Source organism: Negativicutes bacterium (assembly GCA_021372785.1).
Taxonomy (GTDB): domain Bacteria; phylum Bacillota; class JAAYKD01; order JAAYKD01; family JAAYKD01; genus JAJFTT01.
The window spans coordinates 1-19674 of sequence record JAJFTT010000031.1 but is presented as its reverse complement, the minus strand read 5'-3'; the positions used below and the strand labels follow the sequence as shown (position 1 = coordinate 19674).

Genomic DNA, 19674 nt, shown 5'->3' with positions numbered 1-19674 from the left:
TGACGGCTCCCAACCAGCCTAATCGTAAATCTTCACTGAATGGACTAATTGACTTATTCGTAGGTATGGGCCGATAAAAAATCGGCTTCCCAAGGAGGAATACATTTTTATCCTATCCATGAAAGTTTACCTTACTATCAGTCTGGTGTCTACAGAAACCATCAAGCGTTTACAACCCGCATAGCCAGTCTTATTGGCTATGACATTATTATACTAGGAGGTAATACGATGCTTTGGATGACGATTGTTTCTCTGCGGAGGAATCGAAACAAGTATATGTTAGCGATTCTTGGATTGGCTTTAGCTGTATTGGTCAGCTGTCTTGGCTTATCCGGGATGAGTATTTTGCAGCGGGCTACTCTGCAGCCACTTTCTTTAATGGCAGGCGGTCAGGTTATGATTATGGATAAACGAACTCAATTCAAAACCTATTCTCAAATGCTGATTGCCGAAGCGTTGGATATCAAGCCATTTAGAGTTAATTTAGGGGAAAAATCACTAAATGAAGCAACAGTAGACGGTGAATTTATCTATACCTTAATTGCTCCTTATCGTCATTTATATAATAATGATGCTTAATGGGCTTATCTTGGCGGAAGGAATGATCCATCCGAAACGCTGGCTTATTTACGGATTTTAAATGGAGAAGCAATAGTAAGAACTGAAGATTTCGTGAGTATTTTAATGGCTGGTCGTAACAATTCCACCAGTAAAACAGCAGAAAATCCCACAGGAGCCGCCGGTTGGGATGGATCATTAGTAGGAATGAATAGAAATATCATAACCCCTAGTATAGCCGGAGTGAATGATCAGTATGATTGGTCTGTTCCACAGCTTGCTGATCAATCTTACCGGGTTAAAGGGATTGATGATATGAGTCAATCTTTATATTCCGTCCATTGGACGGATTTAGTACGATTGCAGCAGCAAGTTGGGGGAGAAAAGCTGGTATCATGGATTGGTATTACCTGTTCACTGCAAGAGATGAATCAAGTGAAAGGGATGCTGGAAGTAAAAATCGATGAGTTGAGTCTGCCCTTGCAGGTGATGACGATTTATGATCTGGGTCAGCAATTGATTGGCGATTTTGACAGATTCGAAAAAATGGCGGCTTATTATACACCGGTTATGCTTTTTGTGGCGGTGTTAATCGTCATGGTCAATGCAGTTGCACTGACCATGGCACGCCGAAAAGAATTGGCATTGCTGCGTATTGTTGGCTTCAGTCTAAATCAGATTCAAATGATGTTTATTGTTGAGTGCATCGTTACTGCCGTTTGCGGTGGCTTGATTGGTAGCGGAGTGGCTGCTTTAATTGCGTTCACGTTGGCAAAAGATGCGGCAATCAGCTGGCTGCCCTTTTTCATTTCCCTGTTAGCAACAACCATTGTCAGCACAGTAATCACCTTGATTCTGACGAAAGGCAAGTTTGTCTTCAACATTAAGAAATCCGGCTGCATGAATCTGGTTGTTGGGATTCAACGGAATAATGATTAGCAATAGCGGGCTCTCGCTTGGTCGGGAGCCGTTTTTGCATAAAAAAATGGCTACCCAGTCTAGTTCATCCTGTGGTATAATATAACTATTAAGAGCTATTGACAGTATAACCTTTGAGTATAAAGCAAGGTGTAACTGCCTTGGAAGGATGTAGCCTGATGATGTCACAAAAAGGAATGCTGCGTTTGCTGCAGATCCAATTGGCAATTGACCTTAATTGCACAGTGGATGATCTGAATGGCGAACAAGACAGCGGAGTTTTGTCGAAGCAAAAGAGAACCCCGGCCGCAGGCGACAGACGCTCGGCGAACGCTCCTTTGATCTTTTATCGATGGGCAAATCCATTGTGGCATCGGCCAGCGCAGAACGGCTGGCTATCGCCAAAGCCTTGATGCAAGGCAAGGACAGAGATACAATTTTCTCTCTGCCAATCATCAGGGGATATTATCTGCACTATTTGCCCGATTTGTTCAAGTTAAAGTCAATTACAGCGCCGGCTGGTTTTACTTATGAATGGATTGAGCAGGATGAAATTCCTTCTCTGCTGGGATTTGCTGGTTTTGACAACGCTTTGATTTATAACCGGAAACACCCTTATCAAACTGTCTTGGCCTTACTGGCAAAACAAGAAGGTCAGATTGTGGCGATGGCAGGCGCTTGCGATCCATGGGATAAGATCAGGCAGCTGGGCATTACCGTATTGCCCACCTACCGGGGCTTGGGATTGGCGGCTTATCTGATCAGCGGTTTGACACAGGAAATGCTGCAGCGCGGCTTTGTACCGACCTACGATGTGGATGCCTGCAATCTCGCTTCGCAAAGAGTGGCTTATCGGGTGGGGTTTTATCCGGCGTGGATCACGGATCGGCGCTGCGATTTCAAAAGTTATGAAACTGCACCGCTCCGCTGATTCCGGTTGGCGTGTCGGTCAGTCAGAGAAGGATTGGTCTTACAGGCTCAAATACTCTCCTCCAAACGAGAATTCTCAAATGCATAAGGAAGCCACAACTCCCTTGACAGAAGACAATTGGTATTAAATTGTTGCTGTACGGGGAGTTCCGATATTGTGCTGTGAAACACTTGACAGAGTATTGTCAAGTGATATACTTCACTTTCGAGAATCGAGGGATAGTTTTCAAAACAGAGCAAAACGGCATATAAATCGGCAAAAATCGCCGTACAGCGGCTGCAATAAAAGGATAGGATCGATCGAAATGGTGATGATAGCGCAAGCGATTTTGAATCTGTGTTTTGATTGGAGGTAGTGATGCACGAAACAGCCTTAATGCAAGATTTATTGTCCCTGGCAGAAAAAGCCCTGCAGGGACAGAATGTCAAGCAAGTCAATACGGTCAAGCTAGCTGTGGGGGCGTTGGCGAACGCCATGCCGGATGCGCTGGCATTTGCTTTCGAAGCAAGGACGCAAAGCGGTGTGCTGCAGGGAGCTGTGCTGGAAATGGTTCAATTGCCGGTCAAGGTACGCTGCGATGGCTGCGGTCAGGAATATGAACCAGCAGGTTTTCCATTTCACTGTCCGAGCTGCCGCAGTATTTATTATCAGATCACGCAGGGCGAGGATATCTATATCATCAGCCTCGACTGTGAAAAATATGCGGATGAAAACGGTTTTCAATAATAAGGAGTAAAACAAATGGTTGAAATTGAAATGGGGCAAAATTTGAAGGCGCTGAATGATGCGGTTGCTCAAATGAACCGCAGCGGTTTTCAAAAACACCGGGTCTTTGTATTAGATATGATGGGTTCACCCGGTTCCGGTAAAACGACTCTTTTAGAAAATATCCTGCCTGCCCTGGCTAAAAAGCAGCGCATTTTCGTGATCGAAGGCGATTTGGCGACACAAAATGATGCGGAGCGAATTCGCAAGACCGGGGTTGGGGCTGTTCAGATCAATACCAACGGCGCCTGTCATTTGGATGCCAGAATGATTCAAAATGAAATTGAGCAGCTGGATCTTCGCACAATAGATTTGTTGATCATCGAAAATGTGGGAAATTTGGTCTGCCCGATCTCGTATGATTTAGGTGAGGATCTTCGTCTGGTCATTTTAAGCACACCGGAAGGGGAGGATAAACCATTGAAATATCCTCCGGCGATGCTGCATACCGATGCCGTGGTGATCACGAAAACCGATCTTGCTCCCTATGTGGATGTCAATATCGATACGATGAAAACTTATATCCATCAGATCAATCCGAAAGTGCAGATATTGGAAGTTGGTAAATTCAACGGCATCTATGCTGTAAATGAGGTTATTTCCTATCTCGAAGAAAAAATTGCCGCCCGGAAAGGCTAAATAAAGGGTCAAACGATGGTAAGATATGCTGTGGAAATTCAGGGTATTGTGCAAGGCGTGGGTTTCCGTCCTTTTGTTTACCGCATCGCAAATTCTTTTTCGCTGGCTGGCTTTGTCTTGAACACATCTCAGGGTGTTTCCCTCGAAATCGAGGGTAGTCCGGCTGCTTGTGCTGCCTTTTTAACCGAATTGCAGGAAAATCCACCGTCAATGGCGCTGATTGAGAAAATTACAGTCAAAGAGCTGCCGCTGCGGGGAGAACCCGGTTTTCGGATTCTTGCTAGCCTTGCCGGGACACGAAATGCCATGATTTCACCGGATATCGGGATCTGTGCGGATTGTATGCGGGACATTACCGAGAAAGGAAACCGGCGCTATCATTATGCCTTTACCAATTGTACGAATTGCGGACCACGTTTTACGATCATTCGGGATATACCTTATGATCGAAAAAATACAACAATGGCAGAATTCACGCAATGTGAGCCCTGTCAAAAAGAGTATGAGGACCCTGCCGATCGGCGTTTTCATGCTCAACCCAATGCCTGTCCCGATTGCGGTCCGCATTTGAGCTTTTACGAAGACGGGGAATCGCTTGCTGGGGATGTTTATGATTTATTTCAGAGCAGAATTGCTGCCGGTAAAATTGTTGCCGTTAAGGGAATCGGCGGCTATCACTTGGTTTGCGACGCACGCAACGAAGCAGCTGTCCAGGCACTGCGCCAAAGGAAATTGCGTTATGACAAACCGTTTGCGGTCATGATGCCGGATCTGGCCACCGCAGAAAAATATTGCGTGCTGAATCAAGCGGAACAAAAAGCCCTGACGTCCACTCAAAAACCGATTGTTCTTCTGCAAAAAAAGCCAAATTGTCCAATCGCTTTCAATGTAAGTCAGAACAATCGTCGTTTGGGCGTGATGTTGCCTTACACCCCGCTGCATTACCTCTTACTGCAGAATCAGGAGGTTTTGGTGATGACGAGCGGAAATTTATCCGATCGGCCGATGGTTTTTCAGGACGAAGCAGCTTTCACCGGATTTTCCCGGGTAGCGGACGCTGTTCTGACCCATAATCGCCGGATTCATCGCCGTATGGATGACAGTGTCTGTATTGTGGTTAACGACCGGCTGCATCTGCTGCGGCGGGCGCGGGGATTTGTGCCGGAACCGTTCTGCCTGCCAGGCAACCGGCAGGTCATTCTTGCCTTGGGAGCGCAGCAGAAAAATACTTTTTGCTTAGCAAAACGGGAAAATGCTTTTCTCAGCGGCCATATCGGCGATTTGGATGACGCCGATACCGAAAAATCTTACACGGACGAGATCGCAGCTTTTTTGAAAATCTTTGAAGCGCTGCCTGCCGTGATCGCCTGTGATTACCATCCGGATTATCTTTCCAGCCGTTATGCTGTTTATTATCAAAAATCACTGAACGAAGCGTTTCAGAAGGCGAATAAAACAGAACAAGAGATTCAGATCATTCCGATTCAACATCATCATGCTCACTTTGCCTCGGTACTGGCCGAGCATGATCTGAACGGAGAGCAAATCTTCGGCTTGATTTTTGATGGGTCCGGTTTAGGAGACGACGGCAGCATTTGGGGCGGGGAAGCGCTGTTCGGCAACACCGGATCGAGCAGGCGGGTAGGCCATCTGCTCCCGTTTCGGCTGCTGGGGGGCGAGACAGCCATTAGAGAACCTTGGCGGGTTGCTTTGGCGGTCACGGCGCAAGCCTGTGACCGCGATACGGCACTGGATTTGTTCCCCGAAGACAGAAAAACAGCGAGAATATTACTGCAAGCAGGAGAGAAGGAAATCAATTCTCCCCTGACTTCTTCCATGGGACGTTTGTTTGATGCGGTGGCCGCTTTAGCCGGAATCTGCCCCGTCACCACCTATGAAGGACAGGCGGCAATCGAACTGCAGCAAAGCATGGATACAACGGCCGCAGGCAGTTACCACTTTGTCATTGAACAAACTGACGAGGGTATGTTGTTTGATTGGCGGCCGCTGCTCCGCGCTGTCCTTACCGACCGGCAAAACGCTGTCCCTGCCGGCGGCCTGTCGCTGCGTTTTCATCGTGCGGTTGTCGAATTGATTGTGCAGGCGGCAATTCTGCAGCGTCAAAATAACGGCAGTCAGAAGGTAGTCTTATCCGGTGGTGTATTCCAAAATGAATACCTGTTGAGTCAGACCATGACCGCGCTGCAAGAACAGGGGTTTACGGTTTATAGCAATGAAAAAATACCAACCAACGACGGCGGTATCGCTTTTGGCCAGGCGGCTGCGGTTGCTTATCGAATGAGGTGAAAGAAAATGTGCCTTGCAATCCCCGGGTTGATCACAAAAATCCAAGACGGGGAAGCCACTGTTGATTACGGTGGCGTCTCAAAACATGCCGATCTCAGTTTGATGGAGAAGGCTGCACTGGGTGACATCGTGCTGGTGCATGCCGGTTTCGTCATACAGATCCTGGATAAAAAAGCAGGCGAAGAACTGCAGAAACTTGTCAAAGCAACGCTGGACGTGCTCTAAGCAGATGAACTACAATATTACAAATATCCTGCAGGGGATCTGGAAACTGGCTGATCAAACCGGCCCGGTGGCAATCATGGAAGTCTGCGGTACTCATACTTCCAGTATCCGGCAATATGGTATACCTTCTCTTCTACCGCCGAATATCCGGCTCGTCTCCGGACCAGGCTGTCCGGTTTGTGTTACTTCGTCGGCGGATATCGCTGCGGCTATCGCCTTGGCGAGCCTGGATGAGGTGATTTTCACTTGCTTTGGCGATATGATGCGGGTGCCGAATGGTGATGTCAGTCTCTATTCGCTGTATGAACAGGGCAGAGACATCCGATTGGTTACCTCACCGCTGGATGCGCTGACAATCGCGCAGGAATATCCGGAGAAACAAGTGGTTTATTTCGGCATCGGGTTTGAAACCACCGCGCCGCATACGGCGGTGCTGGTTGAAAAAGCCGCGCAAGCAAAGGTGCGCAATCTCAGCATTTTGAACTCGCATAAGACAATGCCGCAGGCAATCACCGCTTTGCTGCAGAATGAAAGCAGTATTGATGCTTTGCTTTGTCCCGGACATGTGGCGGCGATGATCGGGGCGGAGGCGTTTGCTTTCGTACCGGAAAAATTACAGTTACCCGCTGCCATTGCCGGATTTGCAGCCGATGAGATTTTGGCGGCGATTTTAGCGATCATGGATCTGCTGCATAAGCAGAAATTGGATTGTGTTAACATGTATCCTCAGTTTGTGACGCCGGCCGGCAACCGCAGCGCCCTGAATTTACTCTATCGGGTGATGGAGCCATGCGATGCCATCTGGCGCGGCCTGGGCAGTCTGCCGCAAAGCGGCTTACAATTTCGCCCGGCTTACCGCGACTTTGAAGCGCGAACTCGCTTTAACATAGAAAAAACAGAAACGACGGAACCAAAGGATTGTCTGTGCGCTGCGATCTTGCGCGGCAAAGCGATACCGCCAAATTGTGTTCATTTTAGCAGGGATTGTACACCGGATGCTCCGGTTGGGCCATGTATGGTATCGTCTGAAGGCGCTTGCGCGGCCTATTACCGCTACAGGGAGGAATAGAATATGGATGAAGTGATTACGCTGGCGCACGGTTCCGGCGGAGTAAAATCCAGAGAATTGGTCGAACAGCTGTTTTTGCCTGCCTATGCCAACCCCTATTTGAATCCTCTGACCGATTCGGCAGTCTTAAGTGTTGGTGAAACGATTGCTATGACAACAGACAGTTATGTCGTCAGGCCGCTGTTTTTTCCCGGCGGCGATATCGGCAGACTGGCGGTCAGCGGGACGGTGAATGATCTGGCGGTCAGCGGTGCTTTGCCCAAATTCCTCTCGGTGGGGATGATCCTGGCAGCGGGTTTAGAGATCAGCTTGCTGCAGCGAATTGTGAAGTCGATTGCCGATACAGCCAAAGAAGCCGGAGTACAAATTGTAACCGGCGATACCAAGGTCGTTGAGCAGAACAGCGCGGACCGAATCTTCATCAATACGGCGGGAATCGGCGTTTTTCCCGTGGGACGAAGCATTCCACCGCAAAAAATCGCAGTGGGGGACTGCATTATCGCCAGCGGTTTTCTGGCCTGCCACGGAATGGCTGTAATGGCCGAACGCAATCATCTGGGCTTTCAGCCGGCGATTGAAAGCGATGTGGCGCCTTTAGCCGAAATGGTGCAGGGAGTATTGCAAGCAAACGGCAATTCGGTTCATGCTCTGCGGGATCCCACCCGCGGAGGCGTGGCTGCCACGCTCTGTGAATGGGTAACGGCTGATACCGATATTCTTCTCTATGAACCTGAATTGCCGGTGCGGCCGGATGTTGGGGCAGCCTGCAAAATCTTAGGGCTTGATCCGCTGTTTATTGCCAACGAAGGCGTTGTGCTGTTGGCGGTGGCGCAAAGCTGTGTCAAAGACGTAATCGCCGCTCTGCAAAGGGACGCGCATGGCAAACATGCGGTACTGATCGGTGAAGTGCGCAAAGGCAGCGGTAGAGTCATTGCCGTCACGGAATTTGGCTCGCACAGAAGAATTCTGCTGCCACGGGGAGAATTGCTGCCCCGGATTTGCTGATCATACCCTGTCAGCCGGATAACTTGAAATGGAAAGGTGATTGCGAAATCATGAATGCATGGGTTATAGTAGCGGGCGTTTTAGTGCCGCTCCTGGGAGCGTTGCTGCTGCCGTTGTTCGGCAGACAGTCGGATAAACTGCGCAACGGTATGACTTTGGCTTTTGTGGCGGTTGGATTTTTTTGCGCTGCCGCTGCTTTGCCGGCTGTTTTTGCCGGCCAGCCGCTTTCATTCCGCCTTGCGCTGCCGCTTGGGTTGAGTTTTGGTTTCTATGCGGATGCGCTTGCTGTTTTTATGGCTTTGACCGCCTCGTTTGTCAGTTTTATTATTGTTCTCTATTCCTTTGGCTATATTAAGGAATACGAAAATCAGAATGAATATTATATGATGATCTGTCTGTTCATCGGAGCGATGATGGGACTCGTCTATTCGACCAATCTGATCGCCATTTATACCTTTTGGGAAATTTCCGCTTTATGCTGCTGGAGATTGATTGGATTTTACCGCGAGGAAATTCCGGTTCAGCGGGCCAACAAAGCGTTTATCGTCACAGTGCTCGGCGCCTTGATCATGTTGGTTGGTTTCATCGGCATTTATGGGCAGACCGGTACTTTTGAACTGACTGCCATGAAAGGGGTCGCCATTCCAGCCTGGACCGTCGTCCTGATCCTGTTTGGCATTTTATCCAAATCCGCTACCTTTCCTTTGCACAGCTGGCTGCCGGATGCCGGTGTGGCGCCTTCGCCGGTAACCTCGCTTTTACATGCTGCGGTGCTGGTCAAGATAGGTGTTTATGCCTATGCCCGCTTCTTTGTTCTCACCTTCCGGGTGGATAGTATTTTTCTTACGGTTGTGCCAATCATCGCCGCGATCAGTGCCTTAATCAGCGCCGGTGTGGCGCTGCGGGAAAATGATATCAAACGGGTCGTGGCTTATTCCACCATCAGTCAGTTGGCTTTCATTTTGCTGGGGCTTTCCTGCGGGAATGAAATCGGTTTCGTTGGAGGACTTCTCTATATCCTGGCGCACAGCGTGGCAAAGGGCGGGCTATTTCTTTGCGCCGGTATTGTAGAGCATAATATGCATACCAAAGACATCCGTAAAATGGGTGGTTTGGCGAAAACAATGCCATATACTGCGGTTGCTTTTCTGCTGTGTGCCTTCTCGGTTATGGGAATTCCGCCTTTTTCCGGTTTTTTTGCGAAATTCCTGGTCATTGATGGAATCGTTTCTGCCAACCAAATCGGACTCGGGGCAGTCTTCATCTTAGGCGCCGTGATGACCGTTATGTATTTGATCCGTCTTTTCGTGAAAGTATTTTTGGGACCTCAGACGAATCCGGAAGTCAAAGAAGGGACACCGATCATGGTTGCCAGTGTGATGACACTGGGAATTGTGGCACTTTTGCTGGGTATCTTCATTTATCTGCCGTCCCAGCTCGCAATGATTGCTTATGGGGGTGGACTATAAATGCTGCATGTCATCGCTGAATTTCTTCAAGTGAACAATCATCTCCTGCTCTGTATGGTCGGGCTGCCGATCATCAGCGGCAGTTTACTCTGGCTTTTCCGCAAGCAAACGGTCCTGCAGGCAGTTACCGCGGCGGCGGCAGCGATCGCTAATCTGGTTTTTTCGTTTAGCTTATATACTTCCGCTGAATTTTCTGCGAAACTGCCGTTTACGGCGTTCGGCTTTGAATTTTCTCTGCGTTCCTATGCCTTTTCCACCTTTTTCCTGACTTTTACGGCAGCCATGTTCTGTCTGATTGCCCTCTATACGGTAGCCAATCTCAGCCGTGTGTCTTATCAGGGCCTTTATCTCTTCTATCTTTATCTCAGTCTTGCCCTGATCAACGGAGCAATGCTCGCCGATCACCTCGGTATTCTATTGTTTTTCTGGGAAGGACTTCTCTGCACCTTGTTCGGAATTCTCTTGATCAACAATCAGGAACATCCCGCTGCGGCAGTCAAGGCGCTGACGATTTCCGGTTCGGCAGATCTATTGCTGATGTTTGGTATCATTCTCACCACTTATCTGGCAGGAACAGCTAATCTCAGCCAAATCAGCAAGCTGCCGATCCAGGGGATCGGAATCGTAGGGTTTCTCTGCCTGATGTTCGGTGCCATCGGCAAAGCAGGCAGCATGCCGTTTCACAGCTGGATACCAAACGCCTCCGATGACGCGCCGACCGTTTTCATGGTTGCCTTCCCGGCGTCTTTAGAAAAGATACTGGGCATCTATTTGGCTGCCAGAATTGTCTTGGGTGTTTATGCTTTCGTGCCCGGTGGTCTGATGAGTATCCTCATGATGAGCGTAGGGACTGCCACAATTGTTTTCGCCGTCGCCATGGCCTTGATTCAGAAAGATATGAAACGTCTCTTATCCTATCACGCCATCAGCCAGCTCGGTTATATGGTTTTGGGGATTGGATCGGGTCTGCCGGTTGGTATCATTGGCGGTTTATTCCATTTGGTCAATAACGCGCTCTATAAAACCGGCTTGTTTATGATTTCAGGCAGTATTGAACGGAATGCCGGCACGATTGATTTACATCAGTTGAGCGGATTACGCAAAAAAATGCCGATTACCGCACTTTGCTTTTTGATTTTTGCCTTCTCCATAGCGGGATTTCCCGGATTTAATGGTTTCTTCTCGAAAGAATTGATTTTTGATGCGGCTTTGGAGATCCATCCTGTTTTCTACCTGGGAGCACTGTTGGGTGCTTTGATGACGGCTCTGTCTTTTTTGAAGATCGGACGCTCTTTATTCTTTGGCAAGCTGCAGCTGCCAAAAGGCAAAAAGGATATCAAAGAAACGAAGCTGGGTATGTTAATTCCAATCGTTATTCTGGCTGCCCTTTGTCTGCTCTTCGGCTTGGGAAATTCTCTGCCGCTCGACCGTCTGTTAGGACCTGTCTTAGGTTATGAGGAATCTTTTTCCGGCTGGCCTCATTCCGCTGTGCTGGTTGCGATCTCAGTGGCTGTCTTATGCCTGGCAACAGCGGACCATATCTACGGAGCGAAGCGGACGGGCAGCGCCTTGACCGCGGCCGATCATATCCATAATGCGGCAGGATTGAAACAAATCTACTACTGGGCGGAAAAGGGAATTTTCGATCCGTATCGTTGGCTGCTGGCAATCACCGGCGGGTTTTCCTTTGTTTGTCTCAAAATAGAATACGGTGTGAGTTGGGTATATGATATTGGGGTTCCCGGTTTGGTTACGGCAGTCGGAACGGCTCTCCATCGTTTCGACAATGGCAGCCTGCCCCGTTATCTGGCTTTGGCAATTGTTGGGCTTGCTTTGATTACACTGTTGTTCTTAATCACGCTGCCATCATGAAATCGCTGGCAATCCGCCTGACTGATTTGGCTATGGGGAGGGTATTATGAATTATCTGGATTATATCGCGGATAGCTTTATTTATGTTCCGCTTGCCGCGATCATTTTGAATAACATTTTGCCAAAGAAATGGATCGAGAAACAGTTTCATCTTTTAGCTGGTATGGTTACCGTCCTTCAGATGCTTGCGGTGGCAGCTGCTTTTTACCTGATGTCGGAGAACCATTTTAGCGCCTATGCTTTTTCCGTTTTGGGTAAAGCAAACCGTCAGCAAGCGGGAGCGTTTAATCTGACCGCGGTTGCTTTGGTTTTTCTTTTTTGCGTCGGTTTAGTTACTTTTATCTCTGTGCTGATTGCGAAACGAACTGTTGACGCCAATCAGAGTTCCTATGTTAATCTTCTGATGACTTTGATGATTGGCATGAATGGCATGCTGCTGGTCAGTGATTTATTTTCGCTCTATGTTTTCCTGGATGTCGTGGGTATATCCAGCTTCGTGATGATCGCTTTGTTCCGTTCCAGAACAGACTTGGAAGGATCGATTAAATATCTGGTGATCTCTGCGCTGGCAACTATTTTTATTTTAACTGCGCTTTCTTTTATTTTCATGCAGACAGGCAGCTTGTCTTATGATGTGATCAGCAGCGGTCTCTTGAAAACTGCGCCGCATCCTCTCAACATCATGCTGTATTTTGCGCTGATTCTGCTGATCGCCGGATTTGCCATCAAGACAGGTGCCGTGCCTTTTCACAGTTGGCTGCCGGATGCGCATCAGAGTGCCGATACCGCGGTATCGGTGCTGCTGAGCGGTATTGTGATCAAGGTAGCGGGAATTTACAGCTTTGTTGTTTTGACCCAGCTGTTTGCCGGTGTGCGCGCAATTCAGGTTTCTTTGGCTGTTTTGGGTATGTTGTCCATTGTAACAGGAGCGCTGCTGGCTTTGCGGCAGGATCATTTTAAGCGGATCGTCGCCTATTCCAGTGTGAGCCAAATGGGATATATTCTGCTTGGTCTCAGCACAGGCAGTACGCTGGGACTGATCGCTGCTGTGGCGCATGTCTTCAGTCACGCCACTTTTAAATCGACTCTCTTTGCCAATGCCGCTGCTTTGCATGAACAGACCGGTACCCTGAATATTAACGAAATGGGCGGTTTGCAGAACCGCATGCCGGTGACAGCGTTTTCTTCCATTATTGCCTTCCTATCTACGGCAGGTATTCCGCCTTTTCTGGGATTTTGGAGTAAATTTCTGATCATAATGGCTTTGTGGAATACCGATCACAGAATCTTAGGAGGTTTCGCCTTGTGCGTCAGTATTCTGACCGCAGCTTATTTTCTCCGCTTACAGAAAAAAGTATTCTTTGGCAAAACCCCGGCAGCACTTGCTTCTGTCAGTGAGATTGACGGCAGCATCAAATTTGCGGAGATTTTACTGACAGCGATCACGGTGCTGGCTGGGATCCTATTTCCGTTGATCCTGTTATATTTACAATCTCTCAACTTGGTATAACTGCGCTCAGCGTATGCAGATAGGAGGTAACGTATGGATACAATTATTTATATCAGCCTGGCTGTTCTTCTCAGCTGCTGTTTTATGGCGGTAAAGTCCCGCAGTATTTTAAAATCGGCAATCTATCTTGCTGCGGCAAGCGCTGCACTTGCTGTTGTGATGTTCCTTTTGGGAGCAACCTGGGCGGCAGTTTTTGAAGTTTCAGTTTGTTCCGGGTTGATTACTGTCATTTTTATCAGTGCAATCAGCTTGTCCAATATGAAAAAAGAAGATGTGCAAAAACTTTATGATGATAAAAAGCGGATGGCTTATTTGCCGTATGTTCTGCTTTTTGGCGGATTTACTGTAGTCGCGGTGGCCATAACAAAAGATATCAACCTGACCGTGCTCGCCCAAAACACGATGGAGGATTTTCAGAGTGTATTCTGGAATACGCGCAGTGCCGACATCCTCGGACAAATCACTGCAATCCTGATCGGTGGGATTGCCGTCGTCGTCTTACTGAAGGAGGAAGCAAAATGACAATTGAAACAGTGATGTTGATTGTCGGTTTTTTAATGATCCTGACCGGCTGCTATTGTTTGATCCGCTCCTATCATATGCTGAAAATCATTATCGGCATTGAAATCGCCATGAAGGCGGGAACGATGTTTTTGATTTGCGCCGGATATATGAACGGACACATGGGATTGGCCCAAGCGTATGTGATTACAGCCATTGTTCTGGAAGTGGTGGTGGCGGTGGTTTTGGCTGGGGTGACGATCGGTTTATATCATAAGTACGGCAACATGGATATCCGTAACTTAACGCAATTGAAAGGGTAAAAATGAATATGGAAGCAATCTTATTTTCGCCGCCGGCTCTCTTCGTTTTCTTTTTCGTCCTGCTCAGCTTGTCTTCGCGATGGTTATCCCATTATGCCAATAAATCACCGCTCGATGAACGCGCCCTGGATGCTTATGCCTGCGGCCAGCGGGACATTGAAAACTATGTCAATCCGGATTACAGTCAGTTTTTCCAATACGCCTTTGTCTTCACGGTAGTTCATGTCTTGATTCTTGTTGTGGCAACGGCTCCCGCCGAAGCCACTCTGCTGCCAATCGTTTACATCGTAACCGGCATGTTAACGATTTTGATGGTCTTTCAGAGGTGAAAAAATTTGAATATACTGCAAAAAGCAATCCAGTGGGGGACAGGGAAATCCCCCTGGATCATTCATTTCAATGCAGGGGCCTGCAATGGCTGCGATATTGAAACAATCGATGCCCTGACACCGAGATATGATTTGGAACGCATCGGAATTACCAAGCAAGGCAGTCCGCGTCACGCAGATGTCTTAGTGTGTACCGGAGCTGTCACCCTGCAGACCAAGGAACGCCTGATTCAGATTTATGATCAGATGTCGGAACCAAAATTTGTGATTGCAATTGGGACCTGTGCTTGCACCGGCGGCATTTTTGACGGCTGCTATAGTGTTATCGGGGGTGTAGACAGCGTCATTCCGGTTGACATGTATCTGCCGGGATGTTCCGTGCGTCCGGAAACCATTCTGAATGCAGTTGATAAATTACTGCAGGGCAGCGCCGATGATCAGAAGGCCCCGGTCAAACCGAACGATTTAGGAGGCGAGCAGGATGGAAAATGAAGAGAAAATTGTCCGGATTCTTTGCGAGAAATTTCCCTTTTTACAGGGACGCATCGCCGCTAAAAGAACAAAACGGATTTTTTCGGAAGCTTTGAGCCGAGCTGAATTTATGCAGGTGATTGCTTTCGCGCATGATGAATTGGACTTTCATCGTGGTCACCATGTGGTAGGTACGGATGACGGTGAAAATTTGGGTCTTCTCTATATTTTGTCAAATTCAGAGTATATCTTGCTGGCTCTGCGGGAAAGTGTTGCCAAAACAAATCCTGTGGTGACTACTTTATCTGATTTATATCCTTGTCTGATGATGCATGAACGCGAATTGATCAGCTTATTTGGCGTGATCGTGGAAGGTCTGCCAGAGGGGATTTCTTATCCGCTGGCCGATGGCTGGCCGGCAGGCAACTACCCGATGCGCAAAGAATGGAATCCGGACTACTTTAATCGAAACACGATGACTTATGAACCGCCGCTGGAAAAGGAGGAACAGAAATGATCGAAAAAAATCAAATAGTGGTTCCGATTGGACCTCAGCATCCTTCTCTGGAAGAACCGGCAACCTTTACGATCACCCTGGAAGGAGAAAAAGTAACCAATGCCATCATCGGCATCGGCTATAACCATCGCGGACTGGAAAAAGCCTGTGAAAGCAGGAATTATATTCGCGATCTCTATATTATCGAACGGGTGTGCGGGATTTGTTCCCACATCCACAGCACTGCCTTCTGCATGGCAATTGAAGAACTGAGCGGCATCAGCGTACCGAAACGGGCCGAGTATATTCGTGTGGTTGTTGCTGAATTGGAACGGTTGCACAGCCATTTGTTATGGCTCGGTATCGCTTTTCATGAAATCGGCTTTGATACCATGTTTATGTATACCTGGAGAAACAGAGAAAAAGTTCTGAACTTGTTGGCAACCGTGGGCGGCAATCGCGTCAATTACGGTGTCAATACCTTTGGCGGTGTCCGCCGCGACTTTGATGAAGTCATTAACGGCGAAATTCTCAGCACGGTTGAGGTCTTGGAAGAGGAGATCAAGAGTTATTTACATCTCGCCCTGAGCGAATCCACCTTAGCCGCGCGGCTCGTTGGCGTAGGTAAGTTGTCCTATGAAGACGCCATCCGCTTCGGTGCGGTTGGCCCGGTTGCAAGAGCAGCCGGAATTGCGGAAGATATGCGTGTGATTGAACCGTTTGGCGCTTATAAAGATTTTCCTCTCAAGGTGGCTACCGATCAGGGAGCTGATGTCTATGGCAGAACGGTTGTCCGTATTTTAGAAATGCAGGAAAGCTTGCGGATTATTCGGCTCTGTATTAAAAACCTGCCGGATGGCCCCATCACAGTGAGAGCACCGCGCAGAGTAGCGGCAGGCGAAGCATTAATTCGTTTAGAAGCCCCGCGCGGAGAGGTAATTCACTATGTCCGCTCCAATGGCAGCGATATGCCGGACAGAGTCCGTGTCCGGGCCCCTTCGCAGGCGAATTGGCATGGCATGCGGCATATGTTGGAAGGCGGTAATTTAGCCGACGTACCGATTACCATCGCGGCCATTGACCCTTGCTACTCCTGTACGGATCGGGCTATCATTATCCATTCGGAAAACAAGACAAAACTGACAGATTGGCGAGGTTTGCGCCAATACAGTATCGATTGGTATAAGAAGCAGGGTGTTGACTGTTCAACACTGAAGCTTTAGAGGGGTGGAACAGCATCTATGATTCAATTTCTAGCTGCCCTTGGCAAAGTATTGATTCTGCCGGGAATTTTGTTCATGTCTGTTTATGGTTTCTGCTTGGAATTTGCCGACCGCAAGCTCTATGCCCGGATGCAGAATCGAATTGGTCCGCCTTGGTACCAGCCGCTTGCTGATTTTTTGAAATTGATCGGTAAGAAAACGATCATTCCGGCTGACGCGAATGAAAGTATGTTCCGCAGCATGCCGATTGTGTCGCTTGCTGCCGTTGCCTCCGCTTTTTTATATGTGCCGGTGCTCGGCAGGCCTGCCGTGTTTTCTTTCAGCGGCGATCTGATCATTGTACTTTACTTTCTGGCGATGCCGACCCTTGCCATGTTTCTTGCCGGTTGGTATTCCCGCGGTGTTTTTGCCACGCTGGGTGCAACGCGCATTTTGACGCAGATGTTTGTTTATGAAGTACCCCTCTTCATTTCTTTATTGGCTCCCACTCTGTTGGCAGGCAGCTGGTCGGTCAGCGGTATTGCTGCTTACTACGCTGCTCATCCGCTCTATGCTTTGATCAATATCCCCTGTATGCTGACAGCACTGATCGCTTTCCAATGCAAAATGGAACGCGCTCCTTTTGACTCTCCGGAGGCGGAGACCGAAATTGTATCCGGTGCATTGGTGGAATACGGCGGTCGTTTGCTGGCTTTCTTCAGACTGGCTTCAAACTGTGAATTGGTGTTGATTTTGTCTCTTTTCGCCGCTGTTTATCTGCCGTTTATGACCGGCATCTTCTGGCTCGATCTCATCTTGTATTTTATTAAGACTCTGTTCGGGCTTTTCTTATTAACCTTAATGCGAGCGACAATGGCAAGACTCGTGATCAGTGAAATCGTGCGGTTCTGTTGGAAATATCTCACCCCTGTCGCGCTGCTGCAGGTGGTATTCAATTTTTTGATTCGGGGGGTATTGTAGCGTGAAAAGGAACCGTTTGCATCCTTTTCATCTCTATTTGTGCCTTGAGTACTGCGAAAGGAATGGATTTTAAATGGCAAAAATGAGACCCGGCGTGATTACGCTGGAGGCTTTGGTGAATTTGTTTCATAAGCCCGCAACAATCGCTTATGCCGGCAAAGGGGCGCCGCAGCTCGAGCGGAATTTCCGCGGCCGCATCAATTATAACGCTCCGCTCTGCATCAATTGTGGGATGTGCATGCGCGACTGTCCGACAGACGCAATCAAAATCATCAATGAAGGCAGCAAAGAGGAGAAAAAAATGAAAGCGATCCTCGATTTGGGGCGCTGTATCTTTTGCTGTCAATGCGTCGATACCTGTCCCAAGGATAGTCTGACCTATTCGCAGAATGTGGATTTCGCTTCGAGTAAAAAAGAGGATTTAACGGTTACGCTATGAAAGAATTAAGTAGAGTTCTGCAGGAAAAACTCTCGATGAGTCAGAAAACAGCGATACTCGGCATAGGTTCTGTCTTACGTTCGGATGACGGAATCGGCATGTATCTGATTGAACAACTAACCAATCGGATCAAAAGTGATCGATTTTTAATGATCGCCGGGTCAACAGCGCCGGAGAACTTTACCGGAGTGATCAAGGAGTTCACTCCGGATTTGCTGCTGGTGATTGATGCCGCACAGCTTGGCCTTCCCGTTGGTGAAATCCGTTTCATTGACCCGGAAGAAATTGAAGGCATGACGTTCTCGACGCACATGCTGCCATTGCCGATTATGTTTCAATATCTTGCGTTGGAGATTGACTGCGAAATTGTCTGTATTGGGATTCAGCCGCAAACGACAGAACAGGGTTTTACGATTTGTGAGAAAGTAAAGCAAGCGGCGGAGCATTTGACCGAAATTTTCTGCAGCGTGCTGCAGTAAGGGAGGCTGCTTGTCTTTACAGAAACGACACCGGCAAGTAGTCCCTTAAATCTTAGCCATAGGCTGGGAAATTCTATTTCGTGAGGTTGAACAATGGGAGAAAACGTTTTCTACAATCAGATCAAACAAGCCGGTGATCTGAGAGCCGTGGAGAAAATTGTACTGACTTGCAGCAATTGTCCTCTACGGGCCGGATGTCAGCAGGTTGTTTTCGGAGTTGGCAATAGCAACGCTAAAATCATGTGGATCGGCGAAGGCCCGGGAGCCGAGGAAGATCGGCTCGGCGAGCCCTTTGTCGGTAAGGCCGGGCAGTTGCTCGATCGTATCCTGGCATCCGGTGGCTTTTCACGGAGGGAGAATGTTTATATCACCAATGTTGTAAAATGCCGTCCGCCGCAGAATCGCAATCCTTTACCGGAAGAGTATCAGCTTTGCTTACCTATTCTAAGAGAGCAGTTCAAACGCATCCGCCCCAAAATCGTTGTCCTATTGGGTGCGGTCGCTTTGCATGCATTGCTAGATCCAAAGGCAGGTATCACCAGGAGCAGAGGTCAATGGATTGAGAAGCAGGGGACCTGGCTGATTGCCACTTATCATCCGGCCGCGCTGCTGCGCAATGAGAATTTAAAGAAAGATGTGTGGTTGGATCTGCAGAATATCGTGAAAAAATATCGTGAACTCGTGGATGACCAACATTTTCCGGAATTGAAGCTGTGAATTTATTATTTACTGTCCTGATTTTTGAGGGTTTACGAAAAATGTGATCGCCGACTCCTGTAGGTTTACCGGGCAAGCAAGATCCCACAAAATAAATAGAAAAACATGCTTGACAAAAGGCTCGAAAACAGGTATTATTAAAAAGCACTCTTGAGACAAACGTAAATCGGAAGTCTGATAAGAGCAAAAAACAGATCCTTGAGAACTAAACAGCGAAAGAAAAAAGACGAAGAAAAGAAGAACCGGTCAATTCAAAAACGAGTGACCGAAGAGGACATGTCATGTGCGTGACAGGGAATCGAAGGGGTTACAAAAAGTCATATCGCAGGATATGCAAAAAAGAAGCCAGTAGTCGCAAGACGAAAATTTCGCAAAAAAGAGCTAGATTAGCTCTGCAATAAAAAATATTGGAGAGTTTGATCCTGGCTCAGGACGAACGCTGGCGGCGTGCCTCATACATGCAAGTCG

The 19674-nt window shown here is 48.1% G+C and carries 22 protein-coding genes and 1 rRNA gene; all 23 read left to right on the top strand.

Annotated elements, in window-relative coordinates; translation table 11 throughout:
• The first annotated feature begins 228 nt into the window (after positions 1-228).
• Positions 229-579 carry a hypothetical protein gene (locus LLG09_03845; GenBank protein ID MCE5196244.1) on the top strand — a complete coding sequence of 117 codons (351 nt, stop codon included), beginning with the start codon at positions 229-231 and terminating at the stop codon, positions 577-579.
• 105 nt (positions 580-684) lie between these two features.
• A complete protein-coding gene (locus LLG09_03840; protein ID MCE5196243.1) occupies positions 685-1497 on the top strand; it encodes a hypothetical protein in 813 nt (270 codons plus the stop codon).
• 331 nt (positions 1498-1828) lie between these two features.
• Positions 1829-2407 (top strand): GNAT family N-acetyltransferase, encoded by a 579-nt coding sequence (locus LLG09_03835; GenBank protein MCE5196242.1) that lies wholly within the window; start codon positions 1829-1831, stop codon positions 2405-2407.
• A 357-nt stretch (positions 2408-2764) separates the two neighbouring features.
• Positions 2765-3133 (top strand): hydrogenase maturation nickel metallochaperone HypA, encoded by a 369-nt coding sequence (locus tag LLG09_03830; protein MCE5196241.1) that lies wholly within the window; start codon positions 2765-2767, stop codon positions 3131-3133.
• A 15-nt stretch (positions 3134-3148) separates the two neighbouring features.
• On the top strand, positions 3149-3811 hold the full coding sequence (gene hypB, locus LLG09_03825) for a hydrogenase nickel incorporation protein HypB (protein MCE5196240.1): 663 nt from the start codon (positions 3149-3151) through the stop codon (positions 3809-3811).
• 15 nt (positions 3812-3826) lie between these two features.
• Positions 3827-6118, top strand: a complete 2292-nt coding sequence (hypF, locus tag LLG09_03820) for a carbamoyltransferase HypF (GenBank protein ID MCE5196239.1) — start codon at positions 3827-3829, stop codon at positions 6116-6118.
• A gap of 6 nt (positions 6119-6124) precedes the next feature.
• Positions 6125-6343, top strand: coding sequence for a HypC/HybG/HupF family hydrogenase formation chaperone (locus LLG09_03815; GenBank protein MCE5196238.1), 219 nt, complete (start codon positions 6125-6127; stop codon positions 6341-6343).
• Positions 6344-6347: 4 nt separating this feature from the next.
• On the top strand, positions 6348-7412 hold the full coding sequence (gene hypD, locus LLG09_03810) for a hydrogenase formation protein HypD (GenBank protein MCE5196237.1): 1065 nt from the start codon (positions 6348-6350) through the stop codon (positions 7410-7412).
• A gap of 3 nt (positions 7413-7415) precedes the next feature.
• Entirely contained in the window at positions 7416-8417 is a 1002-nt protein-coding gene (hypE, locus tag LLG09_03805) for a hydrogenase expression/formation protein HypE (GenBank protein MCE5196236.1), read from the top strand.
• 50 nt (positions 8418-8467) lie between these two features.
• Positions 8468-9886 carry an NADH-quinone oxidoreductase subunit L gene (locus tag LLG09_03800; protein MCE5196235.1) on the top strand — a complete coding sequence of 473 codons (1419 nt, stop codon included), beginning with the start codon at positions 8468-8470 and terminating at the stop codon, positions 9884-9886.
• Positions 9887-11758, top strand: coding sequence for an NADH-quinone oxidoreductase subunit L (locus LLG09_03795; GenBank protein ID MCE5196234.1), 1872 nt, complete (start codon positions 9887-9889; stop codon positions 11756-11758). It abuts the gene before it with no gap.
• 46 nt (positions 11759-11804) lie between these two features.
• Positions 11805-13268, top strand: coding sequence for an NADH-quinone oxidoreductase subunit L (locus LLG09_03790; protein ID MCE5196233.1), 1464 nt, complete (start codon positions 11805-11807; stop codon positions 13266-13268).
• A gap of 33 nt (positions 13269-13301) precedes the next feature.
• Positions 13302-13790: an NADH-quinone oxidoreductase subunit J gene (locus LLG09_03785; protein MCE5196232.1), complete on the top strand. Its 489-nt coding sequence runs from the start codon at positions 13302-13304 to the stop codon at positions 13788-13790.
• Positions 13787-14092 carry an NADH-quinone oxidoreductase subunit K gene (locus LLG09_03780; protein MCE5196231.1) on the top strand — a complete coding sequence of 102 codons (306 nt, stop codon included), beginning with the start codon at positions 13787-13789 and terminating at the stop codon, positions 14090-14092. The genes LLG09_03785 and LLG09_03780 overlap by 4 nt, the downstream gene beginning before the upstream one ends.
• A 2-nt stretch (positions 14093-14094) precedes the next feature.
• Positions 14095-14421 (top strand): hypothetical protein, encoded by a 327-nt coding sequence (locus LLG09_03775; protein ID MCE5196230.1) that lies wholly within the window; start codon positions 14095-14097, stop codon positions 14419-14421.
• A 6-nt stretch (positions 14422-14427) separates the two neighbouring features.
• Positions 14428-14913: an NADH-quinone oxidoreductase subunit B family protein gene (locus LLG09_03770; GenBank protein MCE5196229.1), complete on the top strand. Its 486-nt coding sequence runs from the start codon at positions 14428-14430 to the stop codon at positions 14911-14913.
• Positions 14903-15409 (top strand): NADH-quinone oxidoreductase subunit C, encoded by a 507-nt coding sequence (locus LLG09_03765; GenBank protein ID MCE5196228.1) that lies wholly within the window; start codon positions 14903-14905, stop codon positions 15407-15409. The genes LLG09_03770 and LLG09_03765 overlap by 11 nt, the downstream gene beginning before the upstream one ends.
• Positions 15406-16611 carry a nickel-dependent hydrogenase large subunit gene (locus LLG09_03760; GenBank protein ID MCE5196227.1) on the top strand — a complete coding sequence of 402 codons (1206 nt, stop codon included), beginning with the start codon at positions 15406-15408 and terminating at the stop codon, positions 16609-16611. Before LLG09_03765 ends, LLG09_03760 begins: the two co-directional genes overlap by 4 nt.
• Positions 16612-16629: 18 nt before the next feature.
• Positions 16630-17571 carry an NADH-quinone oxidoreductase subunit H gene (locus LLG09_03755; protein ID MCE5196226.1) on the top strand — a complete coding sequence of 314 codons (942 nt, stop codon included), beginning with the start codon at positions 16630-16632 and terminating at the stop codon, positions 17569-17571.
• Between the two features lie 73 nt (positions 17572-17644).
• Positions 17645-18010 carry a 4Fe-4S binding protein gene (locus LLG09_03750; protein MCE5196225.1) on the top strand — a complete coding sequence of 122 codons (366 nt, stop codon included), beginning with the start codon at positions 17645-17647 and terminating at the stop codon, positions 18008-18010.
• A gap of 35 nt (positions 18011-18045) precedes the next feature.
• The gene (gene hycI, locus LLG09_03745) at positions 18046-18489 is read left to right on the top strand and encodes a hydrogenase maturation peptidase HycI (GenBank protein ID MCE5196224.1); all 444 of its coding nucleotides are present in this window, start codon (positions 18046-18048) and stop codon (positions 18487-18489) included.
• Between the two features lie 93 nt (positions 18490-18582).
• A complete protein-coding gene (locus tag LLG09_03740; protein MCE5196223.1) occupies positions 18583-19206 on the top strand; it encodes a uracil-DNA glycosylase in 624 nt (207 codons plus the stop codon).
• 404 nt (positions 19207-19610) lie between these two features.
• Positions 19611-19674: ribosomal RNA gene (locus tag LLG09_03735) — 16S ribosomal RNA — on the top strand; the annotation flags it as partial.